We start from the raw sequence: 24,134 nt of genomic DNA, 5'->3' as shown, positions 1-24,134 counted from the left end.
ACAAGGGGGTCCCGGTCACCGCCGGGCCGCGCACAGTGCTTGCTTATCTCATCCGGCGCCTGATCGCCGTCATCATCATGGTGCTGGTCGTACTGCTCGCGACCTTCACCATCTTCTTCATGCTGCCCAAGTGGGCGGGACAGGACATCGCCGTCCTCTTCGCCGGCAAGGCATCGGGTGCCGAGCAGCTCGAGGGCATCCGCGTCAAGCTGGGACTGAACGACCCGCTGCTCGTCCAGTTCTGGGACTTCATCAAGGGCATCCCGATGGGCCGTGACTACGTCAACGGCACCGACGTCACCCACTGCCCGGCCCCCTGCTTCGGCTACTCGTTCCGTACCGAGGCGCCGGTCTGGGAGACCCTCAAGGACGCCCTGCCCGTCACCGCCGCGCTCGCCGCGGGCGCCTGTGTGCTGTGGCTCGCCGGCGGTGTCATCACCGGCGTGATCTCCGCGCTGCGCCGGGGCACCATCTGGGACCGCGCCGCCATGACCACCGCGCTCGCCGGTGTCTCGCTGCCCGTCTTCTTCACCGGCATGATCGCGATGGGCATCTTCGTGCACAGCCTCGGCTGGGTGAAGATCGCCGACAGCCTCAGTACCGAGGATCCGATCAACGTCTGGTTCGAGACGCTGATCCTGCCGTGGATCGTCCTGGCGTTCCTCAACGCCGCCATGTACGCCCGGCTGACCCGCGCCACGATGCTGGAGGTCCTCGGCGAGGACTACATCCGCACCGCGCGCGCCAAGGGCCTCGGCGAGGGCGTCGTCATCCGCAAGCACGCGCTGCGCTCCGCGATGACGCCGATCCTCACCGTCTTCGGACTCGACCTCGGCGTCCTGATGGGCGGCGCGGTGCTCACCGAGTCCACGTTCAACCTTCCGGGGCTCGGCCTCGAGGCGGTCAAGGCCATCAGCAGCAAGGACCTGCCCGTCATTCTCGGCGTCACCCTGTGTGCGGCGCTCGCGATCGCCGTCGCCAACCTCGTCGTCGACCTTCTGTACGCCGTCATCGACCCGCGAGTGAGGCTGGGATGACCGAACTGTCCAAGAGCGGGGCCGCGGTGGGCGAGCCCGTCGCCGGGTCCTCCGCTCCCTCCGCCTTCCTCGAGGTGCGCGACCTCAAGGTGCACTTCCCGACCGACGACGGCCTGGTCAAGTCCGTCGACGGCCTCAGCTTCCAGCTGGAGAAGGGCAAGACCCTCGGCATCGTGGGCGAGTCCGGCTCCGGCAAGTCCGTCACCTCGCTGGGCATCCTCGGCCTGCACACCGCAGGCCAGTACGGTGCCCGGCGGGCGAAGATCTCCGGCGAGATCTGGCTCGACGGCAAGGAGCTGCTCGGCGGCGACCCGGACGAGGTCCGCAAGCTGCGCGGCCGCGAGATGGCGATGATCTTCCAGGACCCGCTCTCCGCGCTGCACCCGTACTACTCCATCGGCAAGCAGATCATCGAGGCCTACCGGGTCCACAACGACGTCGACAAGAAGACCGCGCGCAAGCGCGCCATCGAGATGCTCGACCGGGTCGGGATCCCCCAGCCGGACAAGCGCGTCGACAGCTACCCGCACGAGTTCTCCGGCGGCATGCGCCAGCGCGCGATGATCGCGATGGCGCTGGTCAACAACCCCGAGCTGCTCATCGCGGACGAGCCGACCACCGCCCTCGACGTGACCGTCCAGGCGCAGATCCTCGACCTCATCCGGGACCTGCAGAAGGAGTTCGGCTCCGCCGTCATCATGATCACGCACGACCTGGGCGTGGTCGCCGAGATGGCGGACGAGCTCCTGGTCATGTACGGCGGCCGGTGCGTCGAGCGCGGCACCGCCGAGAAGGTCTTCTACGAGCCCCAGCACCCCTACACCTGGGGCCTGCTGGGCTCGATGCCGCGCATCGACCGCGAGGAGACCGACCGGCTCATCCCGGTCAAGGGCTCCCCGCCCAGCCTGATCAACCTGCCGAGCGGCTGCGCCTTCAACCCGCGCTGCCCCTACGCGGACATCCCCAAGGATCAGATCACCCGTCGCGAGCGCCCCGAACTGCGTGAGGTGGCCTCCGGTCACTTCTCCGCCTGCCACATGTCGCAGGAGGAGCGCACCCGGATCTGGACCGAAGAGATTGCGCCGAAGCTGTGAACGATGACGTGAAGGGCCAGGAGATGACGATCCCGGCGCAGACGAAGGGCTCCACCGAGCCGCTGCTCAAGGTCGACGGCCTGGTGAAGCACTTCCCCATCAAGAAGGGGCTGCTCCAGCGCCAGGTGGCGGCGGTGCAGGCGGTCGACGGGCTGAGCTTCGACGTGCGCCCCGGCGAGACGCTCGGCGTGGTCGGCGAGTCCGGCTGCGGCAAGTCGACGATGGGCCGGCTGATCACGCGGCTGCTCGAACCCACCGGTGGCCGCGTCGAGTTCGAGGGCACGGACATCACGCACCTGAACACGGCCGGGATGCGTCCGCTGCGCCGCGACGTGCAGATGATCTTCCAGGACCCGTACTCCTCACTGAACCCGCGCCACACCATCGGCGCGATCGTCGGCGCGCCCTTCAAGCTGCAGGGCGTCAAGCCCGAGGGCGGCGTCAAGAAGACCGTGCAGGAGATGCTGGAGCGCGTCGGGCTCAACCCCGAGCACTACAACCGCTATCCGCACGAGTTCTCCGGCGGCCAGCGCCAGCGCATCGGCATCGCGCGAGCGCTCGCCCTGCGGCCCAAGCTGGTCGTGGCGGACGAGCCGGTCTCGGCCCTGGACGTCTCCATCCAGGCCCAGGTGGTCAACCTCCTGGACGACCTCCAGGAAGAGCTCGGTCTCACGTACGTGATCATCGCGCACGACCTGTCGGTCATCCGGCACGTCTCGGACCGCATCGCGGTGATGTACCTGGGCAAGATCGTGGAGCTGGCGGACCGCAAGGACCTCTACGCGACGCCGATGCACCCGTACACCAAGGCGCTGCTCTCCGCGGTGCCGGTGCCCGACCCCAAGCGGCGCGGCGCCAAGAGCGAGCGCATCCTGCTGCGCGGCGACGTGCCCTCGCCGATCGACCCGCCCACCGGCTGCCGCTTCCACACGCGGTGCTGGAAGGCGACGGAGATCTGCAAGACGAAGGAGCCGCCGCTCCTCGCGCTCGCCACGGGGCACCAGGTGGCCTGCCACCACCCGGAGAACGCCGAGGACCAGGCGCCCGAGGACACCAAGCTGCTCTCGGTGGCCAAGGAGGCCATCGAGGTGGTGTCGGTGGCGACCAAGGCGGACGAGACGGCCGCCGCGGAGGAGGCGGAGGCGGAGGCACAGGCCGCCGAGCCCGCGGCCTCCGAGGACGCCGAGCCCGCGGTCTCGAAGGAAAAGGGTCAGAAGTCGACTGAGGCATAAGGCAAGTTGACCCGGGCAAAGTACGCGCCCCGGGTCATGTACATGCCCTAGCGGGAGAGTGCAGAGTCTGCGTGTCCGTCCCTGCGGACACACCCCATCGGAACGCGTTCGAAGGGAAGACTCATGGCACTCTCCCGTTCGGCACGTCTGGCGGCACTCACCCTCGCGGCCGCCTCGTTCTGTCTGATCGCCGCCGCACCCGCCCCGACCCCCGGCTCCGACGGCGTCGGCGACCCCTACTTCCCGCAGCTCGGCAACGGCGGCTTCGACGTGCGCCACTACGCCCTCGACCTCGCCTACGACCCGGACACCGACCGGCTCGACGGCCGCGCCACCGTCACCGCGCGCGCCACCCAGGACCTGTCGTCCTTCGACCTGGACCTGCAGAAGCTGACGGTCACCCGCGTCGAGGTGAACGGCAGACGCGCCGCCTTCACGCGCGAGGGCGACGAACTGCGCATCACCCCGCGCCACGCCCTGGGCAGGAACAAGACCTTCGAGGTGAGCGTCGACTACGGCGGCGTGCCCGAACCCCTCGGCGGCCCCATCGTCTTCGGCTCCGAGTACGGCTGGATGAAGACCGAGGACGGCGTCTTCGTCGCCTGCGAGCCCAACGCCGCCTCCACCTGGTTCCCCGCCAGCGACCACCCCTCCGACAAGGCGGCCTTCGACATCCGCGTCAAGGCGCCCAAGGGGCTGACCTCCGTCTCCAACGGCCGCCTCGTGGGGACGTACGACAAGGGCGGGCAGACCGTCGCCCACTGGCGGGTGTCCAAGCCGATGGCGACGTACCTCGCGACCGCAACGATCGGGAAGTTCGACGTGCGGACCGGGAAGACCCCGGCCGGCACGCCCCTCTACGTCGCGATCGACCCCAAGGTGCCGCAGGGCGACGTCGACGTGTACGACGTGACGGCCGAGGTCACCGACCACTGGTCGAAGGTCTTCGGGCCCTACCCCTTCGAGGAGACCGGCGCGATCGTCGACGACTTCCCGCAGGCCGGCTACTCCCTGGAGACCCAGACCAAGCCCATCTACTCGGCCGTGCGCTCCGAGAACACGATCGTCCACGAGCTGGCCCACCAGTGGTTCGGCGACTCCGTCACGGTCGACGACTGGAGCGACATCTGGCTCAACGAGGGCTTCGCGACGTACGCGCCCTGGCTCTGGAACGAGCAGAAGGGGCGTGCCTCGGCGCACGACTCCTTCCTCGCCGCGTACCAGGCGCGGCCCGCCGACTCCCCGTTCTGGCAGATCGTCGTCGGTGACCCGCAGCGGGACACGATGTTCTCCTCCGCCGTCTACCAGCGCGGCGCGATGACGCTCCAGGTGCTGCGCGAACGCATCGGCGACAAGGACTTCTTCACGCTCCTGCGGGCCTGGGTGAAGCAGAACCGCTACGGCAACGTGAGCACCGCCGACTTCGTGCGGCTCGCCGAGAAGGTCTCCGGCGAGCGGCTCGACGCGCTCTTCGACACCTGGCTGTTCACGAAGGGGAAGCCGGCGCTTCCGCAGCGCCCTGGGCCCCGGCCGTGATCCGCCAGCCGCCGACCTCGCGGAACCCGGAGTCGTACACGGCCTCGCCGTCGCCCGGCTCCAGCGCGTAGTGCCGCAGGTTCCCGCCCCAGTAGCGCAGGATCCGGCCCAGCTCGTCGGCCGCCTTCCCCGCGAACGCGTCCTCGCCCATGTCGACCTCCAGCACGAACCTCATGTGGTGCACCCCTTCCGAAGCCGGTGACATCCCTTCCTTCGACTTTCTCATTGAAGTCCTTCTTGGGACTTTCCCGTGGCAGAGCCCTGCTATACGGGGGCTCGATACGGAAAAGTCCCAAGTCGGGGTGGGAGCAGCGCCGGGCCCGGGGCGCGCGCGGGTAAGAATGGCGCCGTGCTCCAGGATCTGTTCACGCCCTCCGTCCAGCACGCGCTCGACATCGTGGGCATCTTCGTCTTCGCGATCTCCGGCGCGCTGCTCGCCGTGCGCAAGAACTTCGACGTCTTCGGCATCGCCGTCCTCGCCGAGGTGACCGCGCTGGGCGGGGGACTCTTCCGCGACCTGGTCATCGGGGCGGTCCCGCCGGCCGCCTTCACGGACCTCGGCTACTTCGTCACCCCGCTGTTCGCGGCCCTCCTGGTCTTCTTCCTGCACCCGGAGGTGGAGCGCACCCAGCTCGCGGTGAACGTCTTCGACGCGGCGGGCCTCGGCCTGTTCTGCGTCACGGGCACGACCAAGGCGTACGACTACGGCCTCGGCCTCACGCAGTCGGTGGCCCTCGGCCTCGCCACGGCGGTCGGCGGCGGTGTGCTGCGCGACATCGTCGCCAACGAGGTGCCCTCGCTGGTCCGCTGGGACCGCGACCTGTACGCGGTGCCCGCCATCGTGGGCGCCACGATGGTCGCCCTGTGCATCCACTACGAGCAGCTGACGGGGTTCACCATCGGGCTCGCCATCGTGACGGCCTTCGTACTGCGGCTGCTCGCGATGCGCTACCACTGGCGCGCGCCGCGGGCCTGGAACCGGCGGTCGACGGCGGTGGAGGCCGAGGTGGAGGAGACGCCGTAGAGGCCGTGGAGGGCCGGGGCGACAGAAAAAGCTACCGCTCAGTAGTTTCCTGTTGTACGTTGCTGGCATGGCAACGGCAGCATCGCAAGCATCGATAACCGCATCGATACCCGCCCGCATCGGCGACAGCGAGTTCGACCGCGACACCGCGGTGATCCGGCGGGAGCCCGGCGTCTACGACACCGAGCTCTCGGCCGGGTGGACGATCATCAGCGCCGTCAACGGCGGCTACCTCCTCGCCGTCCTCGGCCGCGCGCTCGCCGACGCCCTGCCGCACGCCGACCCGTTCACCGTCTCCGCGCACTACCTCACCGCGTCGAACCCCGGCCCCGCCGTGATCCGCACCGAGCTGGTGCGCGCCGGACGGTCCCTGTCCACCGGGCAGGCCTCGCTCTTCCAGTACGACGAGGACGGCCACGAGGTCGAGCGGATCCGCGTGGTCGCCTCGTACGGGGACCTCGACGCGCTCCCCGACGACGTGCGCACCACGGCCGTGCCGCCCGTCATCCCGCCGCTCGACCAGTGCTTCGGCGCGCAGGACGCCCCCGACCACCGGCCCGTGCCCGGCAGTTCGGCCATCGCCGACCGCCTCTTCCTCAAGCTCGACCCCGCCACCCTCGGCTGGGCGCTCGGGCAGCCGTCCGGCAAGGGGGAGATGCGGGCCTGGTTCGGCCTCGCGGACGGCCGCGACGCGGACCCGCTCTCGCTGCTCCTCGCCGTCGACGCGCTGCCGCCGACCGCCTTCGAGATGGGCCTGAGCGGCTGGGTCCCGACCGTGGAGCTGACGGTCCACGTCCGCCACCGCCCGGCCCCGGGCCCGCTCCGCGTCTCGATCACCACGCGCAACCTCGCGGGCGGCTTCCTGGAGGAGGACGCGGAGGTCTGGGACAGCGAGGACCGGCTGGTGGCGCAGTCGCGGCAGCTGGCGCGGGCGCGGCTGAGCTGACGCTCCAAGCGCCGTGCGGCGCGGGTCCGCGGGGCGTTCCGCAGGGCAGTCGGTGGCGGATGTTCCGTAGGGCATTCCGTGGGCGGTGCCGGGCGGGTGGAATCCTGAGCGGGTGAAATCCGACCGGCTGCTCTCGATCCTGCTGCTGCTCCAGACCCGCGGGCGGGTCCCCGCGCACGAGCTCGCCGAGCGCCTCGAGGTCTCGGTCCGCACGATCTACCGGGACATCGAGGCCCTGTCCGCCTCCGGCGTCCCGGTCTACGCCGAGCGCGGCCGGCACGGCGGCATCGAACTGCTCGCCGGGTTCCGCACCGATGTGACCGGGCTGACCGCGGACGAGTCGCGGGCCCTGTTCATCCTCGCCGCGCAGGGCGCGCACGCCGCGCTCGGCCTGGACGACGCGCTCGGCTCCGCGCTGCGCAAGGTCATGGCGGCGCTGCCCGAACCCCACCGCCCCGCCGCCGAGTTGATGAGCCGCCGCGTCCTCGTCGACTCGGCGCGCTGGATGCCGGGGGCCCGCGGGCCGGACCCGGCCGCCGCGGCCATCGTCGACTTCGACGTCCTGCGGGACGCCGTCTTCGCCGACCGCCGCCTGCGCCTGCGCTACCGGCACAGCGGGGACGCCGGGCCGAGCACCTGCACCGTGGACCCCTATGGCCTCGTCGCCAAGGCCGGCGTCTGGTACCTGGTCGCGGACCGGCGCGGCGCCCCACGGCTCTTCCGCGCCGACCGGGTGCGGTCGGCGACCGTGACGGAGGCGCCCGTCAGGCGGCGAGAAGGAGTCGAACTCGCCGACGTCTGGGGCGTGCTGAAGCGCCAGGTCGAGGAGCGGCCGGTCGGCGTCGAGGTGACGGCGCGCGTGGCGCGCCGCCGCTACGAGCTGTTCCTGCGGCTCCACGGGCACCGGCTCGGCGGGCCGCCCGAGGACGACGGCGCGAGCGAGTGGCTCACCGTGAGCCTGGGCTTCGGGGTCATCGGCGAGGCCCGCTCGCTGCTTCCCTTCGGCGGCGACCTGGAGGTGCTCTCGCCGCCCGAGGTCCGCGCGGAGCTGGCGCGCGCCGCCGCCGCGGTCACCGAGCTGTACGGAGCGGGTCCCGGCGCAGGAAACGGCTGAGCTCGCCGGTGAGTTCGGCGGGCGCGTCCTCCTGTACGAGGTGTCCGGCGCCCTCGATCAGGCGCAGCTCGGCACCGGGGATCGCCTTGGCCAGCTCCTGGCCGCGCGCCACCGGGATCCAGGTGTCGTCGGTGCCCCAGCAGACCAGGACGGGCAGGTCCAGCTCCCCGTACCGGTCCTGGATCTCGTCGGTGAAGCGCTGGTCGTTCTGCCCGATCTGCCGGTAGAAGGCGGGCCTGCCCTCGTCGGTGCACCAGGGCGCCACGAGCCGGTCGAGGACGGCGGGGTGCAGGCCCCGGTGGCTGGCCGAGGAGACGTACTCCCGCACGAGGGCCCGGTGCAGCTCGGGCGGCAGCTGTCCGAACACCTCGGCGTGGGCGCCGAGCAGCCGGTAGGTGGGGGAGCCCCAAGGGGCGAGGGCCACCGGGTCGACGAGCGCGAGGCGTTCGTAGGCCGCGCCGTGCAGCAGACGGGCGCGCAGCGCGACGCAGCCCCCGAAGTCGTGGGCGACGACGGCGGGCCGGTCCAGGCCCCAGTGGTCGAGCAGTTCGGTGAGCACGCGGCCCTGCGCGGCCAGCGACACGTCCTGTCCCGCCCGCATCTCGGATGCGCCGTAACCGGCCAGGTCCCAGACGTACACGCGGTGTTCGCGCGCGAGGGCGCGGGCGACGCCCCGCCATACGTACGACGAGAAGGGCGTGCCGTGGACCAGGACGACGGGCGGGGCGTCGTCGGGGCCGAGCGCGGCCCAGCGGATCGCCCCGGCCGAACCGGTGAAGGTCCGGTCGAGGGTCCAGGCGTCCCGGGCGTTCGTCGTGTCACGGGTGGTCGTCATGACCGTAGATGCTAGTTGCCCCTTACGGGAGAGTCGAGGACTCAACGGGGGCCGGAGGCCCCTCGGGGCTCTGGGCGCCTCGTGGGCGGCCCTGGCTGTCCTCGCTCTCCTGTCCGTCGAGCCAGTGCAGGCGCCCGAGGCTCACCAGGCGCAGCTGCCGGCGCGCGGTGTCGGCCACGGCCCGCTGGGCCTCGGGCGTCTCCGCCTCCAGGAGCGTCGAGGCCGTCATCACCATGTGGTCGACGTACATCCCGGCGAGCATCAGCAGGTCGTCGTCGCTCCAGCCCTTCGCCTCGGGCTCCCTGGCGAACTGGTCCCGCACCTCCTCGGCGAACAGGGCGAGCTGGTCGCCGATCGCGGCGCGCACCGCCTTGACGCCGCCGTGCCGCTCGCGGGCGATGAAGCGGACGTGCGCGGGGTGCTCGCGGACGTAGGCGGCGATCAGCCCGACGGCGGCCGCGACGCGTTCCTCGCCGTCGCCGACCGTCGTGAGCAGGGCGGCGAGCGTCGTGTGCAGGCTGCCGAGCGCCTCCTCGACCAGCGTCACGCCCAGGTCGGCGGTGTCGCGGAAGTGCCGGTAGAAGGCGGTGGGGGCGACGCCCACGGCACGGGTGACCTCGCGCAGGCCCAGGCTGCTGAGGCTCTGCTCCTCCAGCAGCCCGAGGGCCGCGTCGAGGAGGGCCTGCCGGGTCTTCTGCTTCTGGGCCTGCCGGACGCCGAGCGTGTGACTCATGCCATGCAGTTAACAACTGTTCTCTGGGATTGGGAAGCGGGGAAGGGGAGTAGACTCTCCAGTCAGTGAACAGTTGTTACCACAAGCGTTCACCGAACCGAGAGGTCACCGCAACCGAGAGGGGTCCCATGCTTTTCCTCGTCGCCGCCCTCCTCCTGCTCGGCGTCGCGATGGGCACCGTGGCCCACGCCCCGCTGCCCGTCACCGCCGTCGCCGCCGCCGTCATCGGCGTCTGGCTCGTGGTCTTCGCCGTCCGCGAGCGCCGCGCGCACCAGCGCTGACCCTCCGGCGCGACCCGCGGCACGCCCCGGCGCGGACCCGCCGGTACGCCCCGGCGCGGACCCGCCGGTACGCCCCGGCGCCGATCCGATCCGGCGCCGCCCCGATCCACCCGTACGACACCTCCACCTGCCAGGAGTCGCACCATGGAACTCACCGCCACCAGGCCCGCAGCGCGGCGGGACGCCGACGGCATGGCCGTCGCCTCGTTCGTCCTCGGCCTGCTCGGACTGCTCGTCCTCAACCTCTTCCTCGGGCCCGTCGCGATCGTCCTCGCGGGCCTCGCCCTGTGGCGCGGCACCGCCCGCAAGGGCCGCGCGCTGCTCGGCCTCGGGCTCGGCGTGGCCGACCTCGTCGTGCTCGCCGTGCTCGTCTCGGCGGACAACACCGTGTCCTGGGGTCTCGCAGGCTGATACCGCCGGGGCGTCCGGCACCGCACGGCTCGTAGAATCGTGCCCACCATGGCCTACCTCGACCACGCAGCGACCACTCCGATGCTCCCGGAGGCGATCGCGGCGATGACCGCGCAGATCGCCGTCACCGGCAACGCCTCCTCGCTGCACGCGGCGGGACGCCGTGCGCGACGCACCGTCGAGGAGGCCCGCGAGAACCTCGCCGAGTCGCTCGGCGCGCGCCCCAGCGAGACCGTCTTCACCTCCGGCGGCACCGAGGCGGACAACCTCGCCGTCAAGGGGCTCTACTGGGCGCGGCGCGACGCCGACCCGGCCCGCACCCGGGTCCTCGCCAGCCCCGTCGAACACCACGCCGTCCTCGACGCCGTCGACTGGCTCGGCGAGCACGAGGGCGCCACCGTCGAGTACCTCCCGGTCGACGCGTACGGCCGCGTGCACCCCGACGCGCTGCGCGAGGCCATGGAGCGGAACCCCGACGACGTCGCCCTCGCCACCGTCATGTGGGCCAACAACGAGATCGGCACGATCCAGCCGGTCCGCGAACTCGCCGACGTCGCCCAGGAGTTCGGCGTCCCGCTGCACGCCGACGCGGTGCAGGCCTACGGCCAGGTCCCCGTCGACTTCGGCGCCTCCGGGCTCGCCGCGATGACCGTCTCCGGCCACAAGATCGGCGGGCCCTACGGCATCGGCGCGCTGCTGCTCGGCCGCGAGTACAGCCCCGTGCCCGTGCTGCACGGCGGCGGCCAGGAGCGGCATGTGCGCTCCGGGACGCTCGACGTGCCCGCCATCGCGGCGTTCGCCGTCGCCGGGGAGCACGCCGCCGCGCACCGCGAGCGGTTCGCCGCCGAGGTCGGCGCGCTCCGCGACGAGCTGGTGGCCGCCGTCCGCGCCGCGGTCCCCGAGGCGATCCTCGGCGGCGACCCGGCCCCGGAGGGCCGGCTGCCCGCCAACGCGCACTTCACCTTCCCGGGCTGCGAGGGCGACTCCCTCCTGCTGCTGCTCGACGCCCAGGGCATCGAGTGCTCCACCGGCTCGGCCTGCACCGCGGGCGTCGCCCAGCCCAGCCACGTCCTGCTCGCCACCGGCACCGACCCCGACCTGGCCCGCGGCACCCTGCGCTTCTCCCTCGGCCACACCTCGACGAAGGCGGACGTCGACGCGGTGGCCGCGGCGATCGGCCCCGCGGTCGAGCGGGCGCGGTCGGCGGGCCTGAGCTAGCCGGGCGGGGCTCACGGGCCCGGGCCAGGCGGACTACTTCTTGGGCTCCGAGGACTTCGCGGGCTTCTCCGGCGCGTCCCGGGCGGCCCGCACCAGGCGCAGGTAGCGGTCCCAGTCCCAGTACGGGCCCGGGTCCGTGTGGTCCGTGCCCGGCACCTCGACGTGCCCGACGATGTGCTCGCGGTCCACCGGGATGTCGTACCTGCGGCAGATCCCGGCGGTGAGCCGCGCCGACGCCGCGTACATCGCGTCGGTGAACGACGCCTTCTTGTCGACGAAGCCCTCGTGCTCGATGCCGATGCTGCGTTCGTTGTACCTCTTGTTGCCCGCGTGGAACGCCACGTCCAGCTCGCGGATCATCTGCGCGATGTGGCCGTCCTTGCGGACCACGTAGTGCGCGGCGGCGCCGTGCCCGGGGTCCTTGAAGACCCGCAGTGCCGTCTGGTACCCGCCCTGGACGACGTGGATGACCACGCGGTCGATGTCGTAGTCGTCGGGGCGGTCCGCGCGCCGCCAGTTGTAGTCGGACGCGGCGATCCACTGCGCGCCCGGGGTGTCGACCTCGCCCTCCTTGCGCTTCTTCACCACCCCCGGCATCCGCCACCACAGCCGGCCCAGCTCGTCCCTGGCCAGCACGGCGGTGCCGAAGGCCGCGGCGGTACCGCCGATCAGCAGCGTGCGCCGGTCGATGCCACGACGGCGCTTCGGCTCCGCGCCCTGCTCGCCCGCACCGCCGGGCCCGGTGGTCTCTTCCCCCATGTGATCGTCAACGCTTACTCACGGGCGTACGGTTCCCGTCGCCCCGTACCCTGTGAGGGCTATGACTTTGACCGAGACCCCGCAGCGCCCCCAGCGCCCCCTCCGTGTCCTGGCCGCGATGTCCGGAGGCGTGGACTCCGCCGTCGCCGCCGCCCGTGCCGCCGAGGCGGGGCACGACGTGACGGGAGTGCACCTCGCGCTCTCGGCGAACCCGCAGTCGTTCCGCACGGGCGCGCGGGGCTGTTGCACCATCGAGGACTCGCGCGACGCCCGCCGCGCCGCGGACGTCATCGGCATCCCGTTCTACGTGTGGGACCTCGCCGAGCGCTTCCGCGAGGACGTGGTCGAGGACTTCGTCGCCGAGTACGAGGCGGGCCGCACGCCCAACCCGTGCCTGCGCTGCAACGAGAAGATCAAGTTCGCCGCGCTCCTCGACAAGGCCCTCGCCCTCGGCTTCGACGCGGTCGTCACCGGCCACTACGCCAAGGTGATCGTCCACGAGGACGGCTCGCGCGAGCTGCACCGCGCCTCCGACATGGCCAAGGACCAGAGCTACGTCCTCGGGGTCCTGGACGAGCGCCAGCTCGCCCACGCGATGTTCCCCCTGGGCGACACGGTCACCACCAAGGAGGAGATCCGCGCCGAGGCCGAGCGCCGCGGGCTCGCCGTCGCCAAGAAGCCCGACAGCCACGACATCTGCTTCATCGCCGACGGCGACACCCAGGGCTTCCTCGCCGCCCGCCTCGGCAAGGCGGAGGGCGACATCGTGGACGCCGAGGGCAACAAGCTCGGCACGCACGAAGGGGCGTACGGCTACACCATCGGCCAGCGCAAGGGGCTGCGGATCGGCACCCCGGCGCCCGACGGCAAGCCGCGGTACGTCCTGGACATCTCCCCGGTGAACAACACCGTGACGGTCGGCCCGGCCGACGCCCTGGACGTGACCGGCCTGACCGCCATCAGGCCCCGCTGGTGCGGCGCGGCCCCCACCGGGCCCGGCACGTACACCGCGCAGCTGCGCGCCCACGGCGGTGAGACGGAGGTGACCGCCGAGCTGGTCGACGGCACCCTGAACGTCTCCTTCACCGAGCCGGTGCGCGGCGTCGCGCCCGGCCAGGCGATCGTGCTCTACGACGACACGCGCGTGGTCGGCTCGGCGACGATCGCGACGACGCGGCGGGCGACGGCGGCGGCCTAGGCTCCGCGCGGACGCTCGCCCGTTCGGCGCGCGGGCCTTCGTCCGTTCGGTGCGCGGTCTTCCGCGCCGCCTCCGTCGACCGTCCGGTCAGTCCTCCGTGACGCGGAGGACGATCTTGCCCTGGGTGCGGCCCTGTTCGCCGTACGCGTGGGCCTTCGCGGCGTCCGCGAGGGGCAGCACCGTGTCGATCTCGGCGCGGAGCCTGCCCTCGTCGACCAGGCGCGCGATCTCCAGCAGGCCGAGGCGGTCCGGCTCGACGACGGTCCACCCGGCGTGCACGCCGAGCTCCGCGGCCCGCGCGGGGTCCGGCAGGCCGCCCGGGTCCGGGAGGGTCACCAGGTGGCCGCCGCGGCGCAGGACGGGCAGGGAGCGGTCGCCGTACTCGCCGCCGACCCCGTCGAGGACGACGTCCACGTCGCGCACCGCCTCGGCGAAGTCCACGCGCGCGTAGTCGACGACTTCGTCCGCGCCGAGCCCGCGCAGGAAAGCGTGCTTCTCCTGGCGTGCGGTCCCGATCACGTACGCGCCCCGCGCCTTGGCGATCTGCACGGCGAGGTGGCCCACACCGCCGGCCGCCGCGTGGATCAGCACCCGCTGTCCGGCGCGCAGCCCGGCCGTCTCGACCAGCCCCTGCCAGGCCGTGAGCGCCGCCAGCGGCAGCGCGGCGGCCTGGACGTGGCCGATGCCGGCCGGCTTGTGGACGAAGCGCCGGGCGGGCGCCGCGACGAACTCGGCGTAGCCGCCCGCCTGCTCGGGGAAGCGGGGCATGCCGAACACCTCGTCGCCCGGCCGGAACAGGGTCACCCCGGGGCCGACCTCCTCGACGACGCCCGAGACGTCGTAGCCCAGGATCGGGGTGTCGCCCCAGCTGCCGAAGGCGCCCTCGGCGCGGGTCTTCCAGTCGACCGGGTTGACGCCCGCGGCGTGCACGCGGACCAGGATCTCGGTGAGGCCGGGCTCGGGGCGGTCCACCTCCACCGGGACGAGGACCTCGGGGGCGCCCCAGGTACGGGGGCTGACGGCACGCATCTTCATGGTCTTCCTCTTTCGGGACGGACCGGCCGCCGCCCGGCGGCCGGTCGCACCAGCGTGCGTCGCGACGATCGATCACGGTGCTGGCAGTTTGGCCATGATGTGACAGGATTCGGCCATGACCTCCTCAGACAGCCGGCACCGTGTGGCGGTCCTCGCGCTGGACGGCGCGTACGTGTTCGAGACGGGCATCGCGCCGCGGGTCTTCGGCGCGGCCGAGGACGCCGAAGGGCGTCCGCTCTACGACGTCGTCGTCTGCACGGTGGACGGGCGGCCGGTGCGGACCGACGCCGGCTTCGAGATGGCGGTGGAGCACGGCCCCGAGGCGCTCGCACGGGCGGACACCGTGGTGATCCCGCCCACGAGCCGCCTGTGCGGCGGCACGCTGGACGGCGTCCTGCCCGACGGCCTCGCCGCCGCCCTCGCCCGGGTGCGGCCGGGCACGCGCTGGGTGTCCCTGTGCACCGGCTCGTACGTCCTGGCCGCCGCGGGGCTGCTGGACGGGCGCCCGGCGACCACGCACTGGAAGGAGGCCGACCACTTCCGGCGGACCTTCCCCCGGGTCGCGGTCGACGAGGACGTCCTCTTCGTGGACGACGGCGACATCCTGACCGCGGCCGGCGTCGGCGCGGGCGTCGACCTGTGTCTGCATCTGCTGCGCCGCGACCACGGCAGCGCCGTCGCCCACCACGTCGCCCGCTTCTGCGTGGTGCCGCCCTGGCGCGAGGGCGGGCAGGCCCAGTACATCGAACGGCCCGTCCCGGAGCCCACGCTCGCGACGACGGCAGCCACGCGCGCGTGGGCGCTGGAACGGCTCCAGGAGCCGCTTCCGCTGGGCGAGTTGGCCGCCCACGCGCGCATGAGCCTGCGGACCTTCACGCGCCGCTTCCAGGAGGAGGTCGGCATGCCTCCCGGGCGCTGGCTCACCGCCCAGCGCATCGAACTGGCCCGCCAGCTCCTGGAGTCGAGCGACCTGCCGGTGGACGTCGTGGCCCACCGGGCGGGGTTCGGCACCGGCAACTCCCTGCGCCAGCACGTGCGTTCGATCCTCGGGGTCTCGCCGAACGCCTACCGCAAGACGTTCGCGGCGTCCCGGTGAGGTGTGCCGCGCGGTGACGTGTGCCCGCGGTGACGTGCGCCGTGCGGTGACCTGGGCCCTGAGGACCTAGTCCTCAAGGACCTCCGCCTCGAAGAAGCAGAAGTGGTCCTTGATCCCGGCCACGCCGGGCTTCGGCTCCGGGTACGCCCACACCAGGTCGTCCGCGCCCGGCAGCGACCAGTAGGAGGCCGTTCCCTTGAACGGGCAGTACGTCGTCGTGGCCGACGGCGTCAGCAGATCGGTGCGCACGTCCTCCGGAGGCAGGTAGTGCCGGACGGGGTAGCCCGTCTCGCGCAGCAGCAGGGGGCGGCGGCTCTCCGCCACGACCTGCCCGTCGCGCACCACGCGCACGTGGTCCGTGCCCTGCTCGATGGTGATCCGATGTCCTTGGCTCACGGCTGCCCTCCTCGATGAGTGCTGTCAGAGGCGGAACGTACCGTGGGCGCATGAACATCTGCGTCTTCCTCTCCGCCGCCGACCTCGACGACCGCTACACCCGCCCCGCCCGGGAATTCGCCGAACTGCTCGGCAAGGGCGGCCACACCCTGGTGTGGGGCGGCTCCGAGAGCGGTCTGATGAAGGTCGTGGCCGACGGCGTGCAGGAGGCGGGCGGCCGGCTCGTCGGCGTCTCCGTCGACTTCCTCGCGGACAGGGCCAGGCAGGTCACCGCGCCCGACGAGATGGTGATCGCCCGCGACCTCGCCGAGCGCAAGGCGCTGCTCCTGGAGAAGTCCGACGCCGTCGTGATCATGGTGGGCGGCACCGGCACGCTCGACGAGGCCACCGAGATCCTGGAGCTGAAGAAGCACGGCAAGCACACCAAGCCGGTCGTCCTGCTGAACTCCGAGGGGTTCTACGACGGCCTCAAGGAGCAGTTCCGCCGCATGGAGGACGAGGGCTTCCTGCCCGTCCCCCTGACCGACCTCGTCTTCTTCGCCGAGGAGCCGGTGGGCGCCCTGGCGTACCTGGAGGAATCGCAGGGCACCCAGTGATGCGAGCATGGCGGGTATGGCAACACATGTGATCACCGGGGCGGGCTCCGGCATCGGCGCGGCCGTCGCCCGCCGCCTCCACGCACGCGGCGACGAGCTCGTCCTGCACGCGCGCGACGCGGGCCGCGCCAAGGAGCTCGCCGCCGAGTTCCCCGGCGCGAGCACCCTCGTCGGCGACCTCTCCGACCCCGACAAGCTGTCCTGGGCCTTCGGGCACCAGTCGCTGCCCGCGCGCGTGGACTCCCTCCTGCACATCGCGGGCGTCGTCGACCTCGGCCCGGTCGGCGAGCTCACCCCCAAGACCTGGCGTCACCAGCTCAACGTCAACCTGATCGCCCCCGCCGAGCTGACCCGCCACTTCCTGCCCCAACTGCGGCTCGCCCAGGGGCACGTGGTCTTCGTCAACTCCGGCGCCGGCCTCAAGGCGAGCCCCGAGTGGTCCGCGTACGCCGCCTCCAAGCACGGCCTGAAGGCGCTCGCCGACGCGCTGCGCCACGAGGAGCACGGCAACGGCGTCCGCGTCACCTCCGTCTACCCGGGCCGCACGGCCAGCGCCATGCAGGTCAAGGTCCACCAGCAGGAGGGCAAGGAGTACGACCCCGCCCGCTGGATCGACCCCGAGTCGGTCGCCACGACGATCGTCATGGCCCTGGACCTGCCGCGCGACGCGGAGGTCAACGACCTGACGGTGCGGCCGGGGCGATGAGCGACTTCCGTTGGGGCCCGGCGACCGGCGTCGGGTCCATGCCCGGCGGTGACGCCCGCGAGGCCGCCAAGACCGTCACGGGCAGCTTCGAGGGGCCGGAGCAGGGCATCCCGTACCTCGCGGAGCTGCCCGCCCGCGGCCCCGGCGCCGACATGATCGGCCGCACCGCGGGGCTCCTCGTCGACCTGTACGCGCGCGTGGAGCCCAGCGGCTGGCGCGTCGGCGACCGTCCGGGCCGCGACACCCGGCGCGCGAAGGCCTGGCTCGGCGAGGACCTCGACGCCCTGGAGGAGTTCACCCAGGGGTACGAGGGCCCGCTCAAGGTCCAGGCCGTCGGCCCCTGGACCCTCGCCGCCGCCCTGGAGCTCAGGAACGGCGAGGCGGCGCTCTCCGACCCCGGCGCCTGCCGCGACCTGGCGGGATCCCTCGCCGAAGGGCTGCGCGCGCACCTCGCGGACGTGCGCCGCAGGGTGCCCGGGGCCCAGGTGGTCCTGCAGCTCGACGAGCCCTCGCTCATCGCCGTGCTGCGCGGGCAGGTCAAGACGGCCAGCGAGTACCGCACGCACCGCGCCGTGGACCGCCAGGTCGTGGAGAGCACGCTGCGGGACGTCCTGGCCGTGCGCGGGGACGGGCCCTGCGTCGTCCATTCGTGCGCGCCCGACGTGCCGTTCGCGCTGCTGCGCCGCGCCGGCGCCGACGCGGTCTCGTTCGACTTCGCCCTGCTCACCGAGCGTGACGACGAGGTGATCGGTGAGGCCGTCGAGGGCGGCACGAAGCTCTTCGCCGGTGTCGTGCCCGGCGTGGACGGCCGATTGTCAGACCCTGCCGGTAGCGTCATGGGTGTCAGGTCGCTGTGGCGCAGGCTGGGGCTGAATCCGGGATCACTCGCGGAGTCGGTCGTGGTCACTCCGTCGTGCGGACTCGCGGGAGCGTCTCCCGCGTATGCGCGCGAGGTGCTCGCCCACTGCGTCCGGGCGGCGAGATCGCTCGCAGACAACCCTGAGTAATTGGGTATGACGTAACGGGAGGACGAAACGGTGGCTGTCGAACAGCAAGGCTCTGTGCCCGCCGAGGCACGGGATCAGCACGCCCAGCTGGCCGAGCAGATCGAGGAGCACCGCTTCCGGTACTACGTGAAGGACCAACCGGTCGTCAGCGACGCCGAGTTCGACAAGCTCCTGCGTTCCCTGGAAGCGCTGGAGGAGCAGTACTCCGAGCTCAGGACGCCGGACTCGCCGACCCAGAAGGTCGCGGGGTCGTACGAGACGGAGTTCACGGCCGTCGAGCACCGCGAGCGCATGCTCTCCCTGGACAACGCGTTCGACGACGAGGAGCTGGCCGCCTGGGCCGACCGCGTCGCCAAGGACGTCGGCTCGCCGGACTTCCACTTCCTGTGCGAGCTGAAGGTCGACGGCCTCGCGGTCAACCTCACGTACGAGGACGGCAAGCTCACCCGCGCGGCCACCCGCGGCGACGGCCGCACCGGCGAGGACATCACGCCGAACGTGCGCACGATCACCGACATCCCCGAGCGCCTCAAGGGCGACCGCGTCCCCGCCCTCGTCGAGGTCCGCGGCGAGGTCTTCTTCCCGATGGAGAAGTTCGAGGAGCTGAACGCCCGCCTGGTGGAGGCGGGCGACAAGCCCTTCGCCAACCCGCGCAACGCGGCGGCGGGTTCGCTGCGCCAGAAGGACCCGCGCGTCACCGCCACCCGCCCGCTGCACATGGTCGTGCACGGCATCGGCGCCCGTGAGGGCTTCGACATCGACTGCCTCAGCCACGCCTACGAACTGCTGCACGAATGGGGCCTGCCCACCGCGCAGCACAACAAGGTGGTCGACGACCTCCAGGGAGTGCGCGACTTCATCGCGTACTTCGGGGAGAACCGTCACTCCGTGGAACACGAGATCGACGGCGTCGTCGTCAAGCTCGACGAGATCCCGTTGCAGGGCCGCCTCGGCTCCACGGCGCGCGCGCCGCGCTGGGCCATCGCGTGGAAGTTCCCGCCCGAAGAGGTCAACACCAAGCTGGTCAACATCCGCGTGGGCGTGGGACGCACGGGCCGCGTCACGCCGTACGCCCAGGTGGAGCCCGTCACGGTCGCCGGCTCCGAGGTCGAGTTCGCGACCCTGCACAACCAGGACATCGTGAAGAAGAAGGGTGTCTTCATCGGCGACACCGTCGTCATCCGCAAGGCGGGCGACGTGATCCCGGAGATCCTCGGCCCGGTCGTGGACCTGCGGGACGGCAGCGAGCGGGAGTTCGTGATGCCCGCCGAGTGCCCCGAGTGCGGCACGGAGCTGCGCGCCATGAAGGAGGGCGACATCGACCTCCGCTGCCCCAACGCCCGCACGTGCCCCGCCCAGTTGCGCGAGCGCCTGTTCTACCTCGGCGGGCGCCAGTGCCTGGACATCGAGAACTTCGGCGAGGTCGCCGCCGCGGCCCTGGTCAAGCCGCTGGAGCCGGCGAAGCCCGCGCTGACCGACGAGGGCGACTTCTTCGACCTCGACATCGAGACGCTCCTGCCCATCAAGGCGTACGTCCTCGACCAGGACAGCGGACTGCCCAAGCGGGACCCCAAGACCGGTGAGGACAAGGTCGTCACGGTCTTCGCCAACCAGAAGGGCGAGCCGAAGAAGAACGCCCTCGCCATGCTGGAGAACATCGCGGCGGCCAAGGACCGCCCCCTGGCCCGCGTCATCAACGGCCTCTCCATCCGCCACGTCGGCCCGGTCGCGGCCGAGGCCCTGGCCCGCGAGTTCCGCTCCATCGACCGCATCGAGCAGGCCACCGAGGAGGAGCTGGCCGTGGTGGAGGGCGTCGGCCCGACCATCGCGGCCTCCCTCAAACAGTGGTTCGCCGAGGAGTGGCACCGGGAGATCCTGCGCAAGTGGCGGGCTGCCGGGGTACGCATGGAGGAAGAGGCGAGCGGCGAGGACGAAGGCCCCCGTCCGCTCGAAGGCCTCACGGTCGTCGTCACCGGGACGCTGGAGCACCACACCCGGGATGGCGCGAAAGAGGCACTGCAGAGCCGGGGCGCGAAGGTGACCGGTTCCGTTTCGAAGAAGACCGCGTTCGTGGTTGTGGGGGACAACCCCGGATCCAAGTACGACAAGGCCATGCAGTTGAAGGTTCCGGTTCTCAACGAGGAAGGCTTCGCTGTCCTGCTCGAACAAGGACCGGACGCGGCGAAGGAAGTCGCGCTTCCGACCGAGGAGTAGCGGTTGAAGGCCACCCGTTCAGCGCATACCAGATGCATACGGGTGGCCGGGTCGCATTCGGGCAACCGTAGTCGACCGCTGCCCGTGGAAGCCTTCTGCGGCCTACTGTTGAGGTGTGCGCCTGCCGTGCCCCGCTGCGAACGGGGTATCTCCTGCTCATCAAGAGCCTGGAAAGGGAGCATCCCTGTTCGGCACGAGTTCGGGAGTACGACGTCCCCTTGCTCGTGGAGAGCACGGGGACGGATTGTGGGACGCGGCCGACTCCGGGTCGAGTCCGCGTGGCGTGGGCACCGCCGGCTGTGAGAGGGACGGGAATGGAACCGACCGAGAGCGCCGCCCCGGACTCACGGCTGCGCGGCCGCCTGTGGCGCGCGCCGAGCGCCTGGCTGCGCGGCCGCCGGACAGCGACGTCCACCGAACCGGGCAGCTGCCCCCTCAGCGCGGCCCCGGGCGCGGGCACGCTGAGCACCGCCGTCGAACCCCGCGAGCGGGCCTGGAGCACTCCGTCAGGACCGGACGGACCAGCGGCCCTGCCGGGCGCGGGCGGCGCCGCCCCGCAGGACGGCCGCACGCCCTGGCAGCTGCTGCCGTTCGTGGTCGTCGCCGCGGCCGCCGTCCTGCTCGGCACGGGCTTCCACCAGGCCTTCACCGGCCGGCACGCACTGTTCCCCGCCGGCACGGCCGGCTGGTCCCTCGCCGTCCTCACCGGCCTCATCGTCGGCCATCTGGTCGCGCTCGGCCGCGACCGCTGGTGGGGCGGCACCGGCTCCGGCGGCGCGCTGACCGTCGCCGTCCTGCTGCTCTACGGCTGGGTGCCCGCCGGCATGGTCAGCCTCACCACCGTCGTCCTGGTCGGCGTCGCGCGCCGGCACCGCTGGCGCCAGGGCGTGCTGCACGGCGCGGTCGACATCCTCGGCATCGGCGCGGGAGCCCTCACCCTCGCGGCCTTCGGCACGGCGCCCAGCGCCGAATCGCCCTGGCTGCCCGAGACCTGGGACCTCTACACCGCGCCCGAGGTCGCCCTGGTCGCCGTCGCCTACCTCGCCGTCACCCGCGTCCTGCTCTGGTACGTCCACTCGCCGCACACCGGCGCCCTGCCGACGGTCACCCGCACGGCCCTGGTCAGGCAGGGTCTCCTCGGCGTCGCGCTGCTCGGCATCGCCCCGCTGATCTGCGTCGTGGCCATCTCCCTGCCGATCCTGCTGCCGCTCTTCGCGATCCCGCTGGTCGCGCTGGACTCCACCCTGTGGATCGCCCGCGCCAGGGCGGAGGAGCAGCTGCGGGACCCGCTCACCGGACTGCCCAACCGGCAGTGGCTCCTGGAGCGGACCTGGACGGCCCTGGACGACGCCGAGCGGATCGGGGCGCGGTCCGCCCTGATGCTGATCGACATGGACCGCTTCCGGTCGGTGAACGACACCCTCGGTCACCTCGCCGGTGACCGGTTACTGCTCCAGATAGCGGACCGGCTGCGGATCGCGCTGCCGCGCGGCGCGGAGGCGGCACGGCTCGGCGGCGACGAGTTCGCCGTGCTGCTCCCCGTCGCCGACTCCACGACCTCGGCCACGCGCGTGGCCCGCCAGCTGGTCGCCGCGCTCGGCTCCCCGCTCGACCTCGACGGGCTGACCCTCGTCCTGGAGGCCAGCGCGGGCCTCGCCGTCTTCCCCGACCACGCGCTCGACGCGGAGGGGCTGCTGCGGCGGGCGGACGTCGCGATGTACCAGGCCAAGCGGGACCGCACGGGCGTCGAGGTGTACGAGTCCAAGCGCGACTCCAACACCCCCGACCGGCTGGGCCTGTTGGGCGATCTGCGCCGGGCCCTGGACGCCGGTGACGTCGAGCTGCACTACCAGCCCAAGGTCCGCTTCGACGGCAAGGTCGCGGGCCTGGAGGCGCTGGTGCGGTGGGTGCACCCCGAGCGCGGGAAGGTGCCGCCGGACGAGTTCATCGCCATCGCCGAGTCGTCCGGTCTCATGCCGCACCTGACGGAGTACGTCCTGGAGACCGCCCTCGGCCAGGTCGCCAAGTGGCAGGCACAGGGCCTGAAGGTCCCCGTCGCGGTCAACGTGTCGCCGCGCGACGTCCACACGCCCGGCTTCGCCGGCGCCGTCGCGGCGCGTCTGGCCCGGCACGGAGTCCCCGCCGGCGCCCTCCAGCTGGAGATAACCGAGCACGTCCTCCTGGAGGACCCGCAGCGCGCCGCGGACACGCTGGCCGGACTCACCGGCCACGGCGTCAAGATGTCGCTCGACGACTTCGGCACGGGGTACTCCTCGCTGGTCCACCTGCGCCGGCTCCCGGTGAGCGAGCTGAAGATCGACCGCTCCTTCGTCGCCCGCCTCGCCGTCGACAACGAGGACGCGGAGATCGTCCGCTGCACCGTGGACCTCGCGCACTCGCTCGGCCTGCTCGTCGTCGCCGAGGGCGTCGAGGACGACGAGACCTGGGAGCGGCTGCGGGACCTCGGCTGCGACGCGGTGCAGGGCTGGCTCGTCGCCGCGGCGATGCCGGCCGAGGAGACGACGGCGTGGCTGCGGGCCCGCGGCTCGCGCGGCTGGCGCCGCCCGGCGGACGTGGCGGCCGAGGCGAAGTCCGCCGCCGAGGGCTCGGACGTGGGGCAGTCGTCAGGACACGTGGTCCAGTAGCGGCGGGGCTTCCGTCCGGGCCCCGGACGGAAGTGGTGACGGAGCCCGCGCGGAGCGGCCCGGAGCCCCGCGCGGAGGGCCCGAGGGGCCCCGGGGACGAAACCGTTTAACGGGCACGGTGGCTCGACCCATAGGATTGGGGTCACAACCCACACACTCACCCCTGAGGATCGCCGCATGCCTGGCATCACGCGCGAGGAGGTCGCCCACCTCGCCCGCCTTGCACGTCTGGAGCTGAAGGCCGAGGAGCTCGACCACTTCGCCGGACAGCTCGACGACATCATCGGCGCGGTCGCCCGCGTCTCGGAGGTCGCCGACCAAGACGTACCGCCGACCTCGCACCCGCTGCCGCTGACGAACGTCATGCGCGCGGACGAGGTCCGTCCGTCGCTCACCCCCGAGCAGGCGCTCTCCGGCGCCCCGGCCCAGGAGCAGCAGCGTTTCAAGGTGCCGCAGATCCTGGGGGAGGACTAATCACCATGACGGACAGCAACATCATCAAGCTCACCGCCGCCGAGATCGCGTCGAAGGTCGCGTCCGGCGAGCTCACGGCCGTCGAGGTCACCGAGGCCCACCTCGCCCGCATCGACGCCGTCGACGAGAAGGTGCACGCCTTCCTGCACGTCGACCGCGAGGGCGCCCTCGCGCAGGCCCGCGCCGTCGACGAGAAGCGCGCCCGGGGAGAGCAGCTCGGCCCGCTGGCCGGCGTGCCGCTCGCGCTGAAGGACATCTTCACCACCGAGGGCGTGCCGACCACGGTCGGCTCGAAGATTCTCGAGGGCTGGATCCCGCCGTACGACGCCACGGTCACCAAGCGCCTCAAGGCCGCCGACGTCGTCATCCTCGGCAAGACCAACATGGACGAGTTCGCCATGGGGTCCTCCACCGAGAACAGCGCGTACGGCCCCACGGGCAACCCCTGGGACCTCACCCGCATCCCCGGTGGCTCCGGCGGCGGCTCCAGCGCCGCCCTCGCCTCCTACGAGGCCCCCCTCGCCATCGGCACCGACACCGGCGGCTC

25 protein-coding genes are annotated in these 24,134 nt (G+C 72.2%); 19 read left to right on the top strand and 6 right to left on the bottom strand.

The window, feature by feature from the left end; genetic code table 11:
* Positions 1-35: 35 nt before the first annotated feature.
* The 4 genes from AOK22_RS07695 to AOK22_RS07680 all read left to right on the top strand — a co-directional run bounded on the left by AOK22_RS07695 (position 36) and on the right by AOK22_RS07680 (position 4,899).
* Positions 36-1,037 carry an ABC transporter permease gene (locus AOK22_RS07695; RefSeq protein ID WP_055697861.1) on the top strand — a complete coding sequence of 334 codons (1,002 nt, stop codon included), beginning with the start codon at positions 36-38 and terminating at the stop codon, positions 1,035-1,037.
* A complete protein-coding gene (locus AOK22_RS07690; protein WP_055697827.1) occupies positions 1,034-2,131 on the top strand; it encodes an ABC transporter ATP-binding protein in 1,098 nt (365 codons plus the stop codon). Before AOK22_RS07695 ends, AOK22_RS07690 begins: the two co-directional genes overlap by 4 nt.
* Positions 2,132-2,154: 23 nt before the next feature.
* Positions 2,155-3,363 carry an ABC transporter ATP-binding protein gene (locus AOK22_RS07685; RefSeq protein WP_055697860.1) on the top strand — a complete coding sequence of 403 codons (1,209 nt, stop codon included), beginning with the start codon at positions 2,155-2,157 and terminating at the stop codon, positions 3,361-3,363.
* 123 nt (positions 3,364-3,486) lie between these two features.
* Positions 3,487-4,899 (top strand): M1 family metallopeptidase, encoded by a 1,413-nt coding sequence (locus AOK22_RS07680; RefSeq protein WP_055697826.1) that lies wholly within the window; start codon positions 3,487-3,489, stop codon positions 4,897-4,899.
* Here AOK22_RS07680 and AOK22_RS07675 read toward each other — a convergent pair.
* Positions 4,850-5,074: a hypothetical protein gene (locus tag AOK22_RS07675; protein ID WP_055697825.1), complete on the bottom strand. Its 225-nt coding sequence runs from the start codon at positions 5,072-5,074 to the stop codon at positions 4,850-4,852. The genes AOK22_RS07680 and AOK22_RS07675 overlap by 50 nt on opposite strands.
* 174 nt (positions 5,075-5,248) lie before the next feature.
* Here AOK22_RS07675 and AOK22_RS07670 point away from each other — a divergent pair, with 174 nt between their 5' ends.
* The 3 genes from AOK22_RS07670 (at position 5,249) to AOK22_RS07660 (ending at position 7,983) form a co-directional block, all read left to right on the top strand.
* Complete coding sequence (locus AOK22_RS07670) at positions 5,249-5,923, top strand: trimeric intracellular cation channel family protein (RefSeq protein ID WP_055697824.1); 675 nt, start codon at positions 5,249-5,251, stop codon at positions 5,921-5,923.
* A 67-nt stretch (positions 5,924-5,990) separates the two neighbouring features.
* A complete protein-coding gene (locus AOK22_RS07665; RefSeq protein ID WP_055697823.1) occupies positions 5,991-6,869 on the top strand; it encodes a thioesterase family protein in 879 nt (292 codons plus the stop codon).
* A 112-nt stretch (positions 6,870-6,981) separates the two neighbouring features.
* Complete coding sequence (locus tag AOK22_RS07660) at positions 6,982-7,983, top strand: helix-turn-helix transcriptional regulator (protein WP_055697822.1); 1,002 nt, start codon at positions 6,982-6,984, stop codon at positions 7,981-7,983.
* Here AOK22_RS07660 and AOK22_RS07655 read toward each other — a convergent pair.
* Complete coding sequence (locus AOK22_RS07655) at positions 7,940-8,818, bottom strand: alpha/beta fold hydrolase (protein ID WP_055697821.1); 879 nt, start codon at positions 8,816-8,818, stop codon at positions 7,940-7,942. The two genes, AOK22_RS07660 and AOK22_RS07655, sit on opposite strands and share 44 nt — an antisense overlap.
* A 22-nt stretch (positions 8,819-8,840) precedes the next feature.
* A complete protein-coding gene (locus tag AOK22_RS07650; RefSeq protein WP_079036412.1) occupies positions 8,841-9,551 on the bottom strand; it encodes a TetR family transcriptional regulator in 711 nt (236 codons plus the stop codon).
* A gap of 128 nt (positions 9,552-9,679) precedes the next feature.
* Here AOK22_RS07650 and AOK22_RS41835 point away from each other — a divergent pair, with 128 nt between their 5' ends.
* The 3 genes from AOK22_RS41835 (at position 9,680) to AOK22_RS07640 (ending at position 11,461) form a co-directional block, all read left to right on the top strand.
* The gene (locus AOK22_RS41835; protein ID WP_167357837.1) at positions 9,680-9,832 is read left to right on the top strand and encodes a hypothetical protein; all 153 of its coding nucleotides are present in this window, start codon (positions 9,680-9,682) and stop codon (positions 9,830-9,832) included.
* 144 nt (positions 9,833-9,976) lie between these two features.
* On the top strand, positions 9,977-10,243 hold the full coding sequence (locus AOK22_RS07645; protein ID WP_055697820.1) for a hypothetical protein: 267 nt from the start codon (positions 9,977-9,979) through the stop codon (positions 10,241-10,243).
* A 48-nt stretch (positions 10,244-10,291) separates the two neighbouring features.
* Entirely contained in the window at positions 10,292-11,461 is a 1,170-nt protein-coding gene (locus AOK22_RS07640; RefSeq protein ID WP_055697819.1) for a cysteine desulfurase family protein, read from the top strand.
* A 33-nt stretch (positions 11,462-11,494) separates the two neighbouring features.
* On the opposite strand, the gene AOK22_RS07635 is transcribed toward AOK22_RS07640, so the two are convergent.
* A complete protein-coding gene (locus tag AOK22_RS07635) occupies positions 11,495-12,220 on the bottom strand; it encodes an N-acetylmuramoyl-L-alanine amidase (RefSeq protein WP_055697818.1) in 726 nt (241 codons plus the stop codon).
* Positions 12,221-12,287: 67 nt separating this feature from the next.
* Here AOK22_RS07635 and mnmA point away from each other — a divergent pair, with 67 nt between their 5' ends.
* Positions 12,288-13,418 (top strand): tRNA 2-thiouridine(34) synthase MnmA, encoded by a 1,131-nt coding sequence (gene mnmA, locus AOK22_RS07630; protein ID WP_055697817.1) that lies wholly within the window; start codon positions 12,288-12,290, stop codon positions 13,416-13,418.
* A gap of 87 nt (positions 13,419-13,505) precedes the next feature.
* Here the strand turns inward: mnmA and AOK22_RS07625 are convergent, their stop codons facing one another.
* Complete coding sequence (locus tag AOK22_RS07625; protein WP_055697859.1) at positions 13,506-14,447, bottom strand: NADP-dependent oxidoreductase; 942 nt, start codon at positions 14,445-14,447, stop codon at positions 13,506-13,508.
* Positions 14,448-14,568: 121 nt separating this feature from the next.
* Between AOK22_RS07625 and AOK22_RS07620 the strand changes: the two genes are divergently transcribed.
* On the top strand, positions 14,569-15,549 hold the full coding sequence (locus tag AOK22_RS07620) for a GlxA family transcriptional regulator (protein ID WP_055697816.1): 981 nt from the start codon (positions 14,569-14,571) through the stop codon (positions 15,547-15,549).
* 66 nt (positions 15,550-15,615) lie between these two features.
* Here the strand turns inward: AOK22_RS07620 and AOK22_RS07615 are convergent, their stop codons facing one another.
* Positions 15,616-15,945 carry a DUF427 domain-containing protein gene (locus AOK22_RS07615; protein ID WP_055697815.1) on the bottom strand — a complete coding sequence of 110 codons (330 nt, stop codon included), beginning with the start codon at positions 15,943-15,945 and terminating at the stop codon, positions 15,616-15,618.
* Between the two features lie 50 nt (positions 15,946-15,995).
* Between AOK22_RS07615 and AOK22_RS07610 the strand changes: the two genes are divergently transcribed.
* From AOK22_RS07610 to AOK22_RS07580, 7 genes are all read left to right on the top strand, one after another.
* Positions 15,996-16,541 carry an LOG family protein gene (locus tag AOK22_RS07610; protein WP_055697814.1) on the top strand — a complete coding sequence of 182 codons (546 nt, stop codon included), beginning with the start codon at positions 15,996-15,998 and terminating at the stop codon, positions 16,539-16,541.
* 7 nt (positions 16,542-16,548) lie between these two features.
* The gene (locus AOK22_RS07605) at positions 16,549-17,247 is read left to right on the top strand and encodes an SDR family oxidoreductase (RefSeq protein ID WP_055697813.1); all 699 of its coding nucleotides are present in this window, start codon (positions 16,549-16,551) and stop codon (positions 17,245-17,247) included.
* Positions 17,244-18,254, top strand: a complete 1,011-nt coding sequence (locus AOK22_RS07600; protein ID WP_055697812.1) for a methionine synthase — start codon at positions 17,244-17,246, stop codon at positions 18,252-18,254. Before AOK22_RS07605 ends, AOK22_RS07600 begins: the two co-directional genes overlap by 4 nt.
* A 30-nt stretch (positions 18,255-18,284) precedes the next feature.
* Positions 18,285-20,468: an NAD-dependent DNA ligase LigA gene (gene ligA, locus AOK22_RS07595; protein ID WP_055697811.1), complete on the top strand. Its 2,184-nt coding sequence runs from the start codon at positions 18,285-18,287 to the stop codon at positions 20,466-20,468.
* Positions 20,469-20,782: 314 nt separating this feature from the next.
* The gene (locus AOK22_RS07590) at positions 20,783-23,113 is read left to right on the top strand and encodes a putative bifunctional diguanylate cyclase/phosphodiesterase (RefSeq protein WP_055697810.1); all 2,331 of its coding nucleotides are present in this window, start codon (positions 20,783-20,785) and stop codon (positions 23,111-23,113) included.
* Positions 23,114-23,290: 177 nt separating this feature from the next.
* The gene (gene gatC / locus AOK22_RS07585) at positions 23,291-23,587 is read left to right on the top strand and encodes an Asp-tRNA(Asn)/Glu-tRNA(Gln) amidotransferase subunit GatC (RefSeq protein WP_010984178.1); all 297 of its coding nucleotides are present in this window, start codon (positions 23,291-23,293) and stop codon (positions 23,585-23,587) included.
* The coding region (locus AOK22_RS07580; protein WP_244164713.1) for an amidase at positions 23,587-24,134 on the top strand (548 nt) is incomplete at its 3' end. The genes gatC and AOK22_RS07580, both read left to right, overlap by 1 nt.

It is taken from the genome of Streptomyces silaceus (genome assembly GCF_001419745.1).
GTDB lineage: Bacteria > Actinomycetota > Actinomycetes > Streptomycetales > Streptomycetaceae > Streptomyces > Streptomyces silaceus.
The sequence above is the reverse complement of the archived record's forward strand: the minus strand, read 5'-3'. Positions and strand labels throughout refer to the sequence as shown.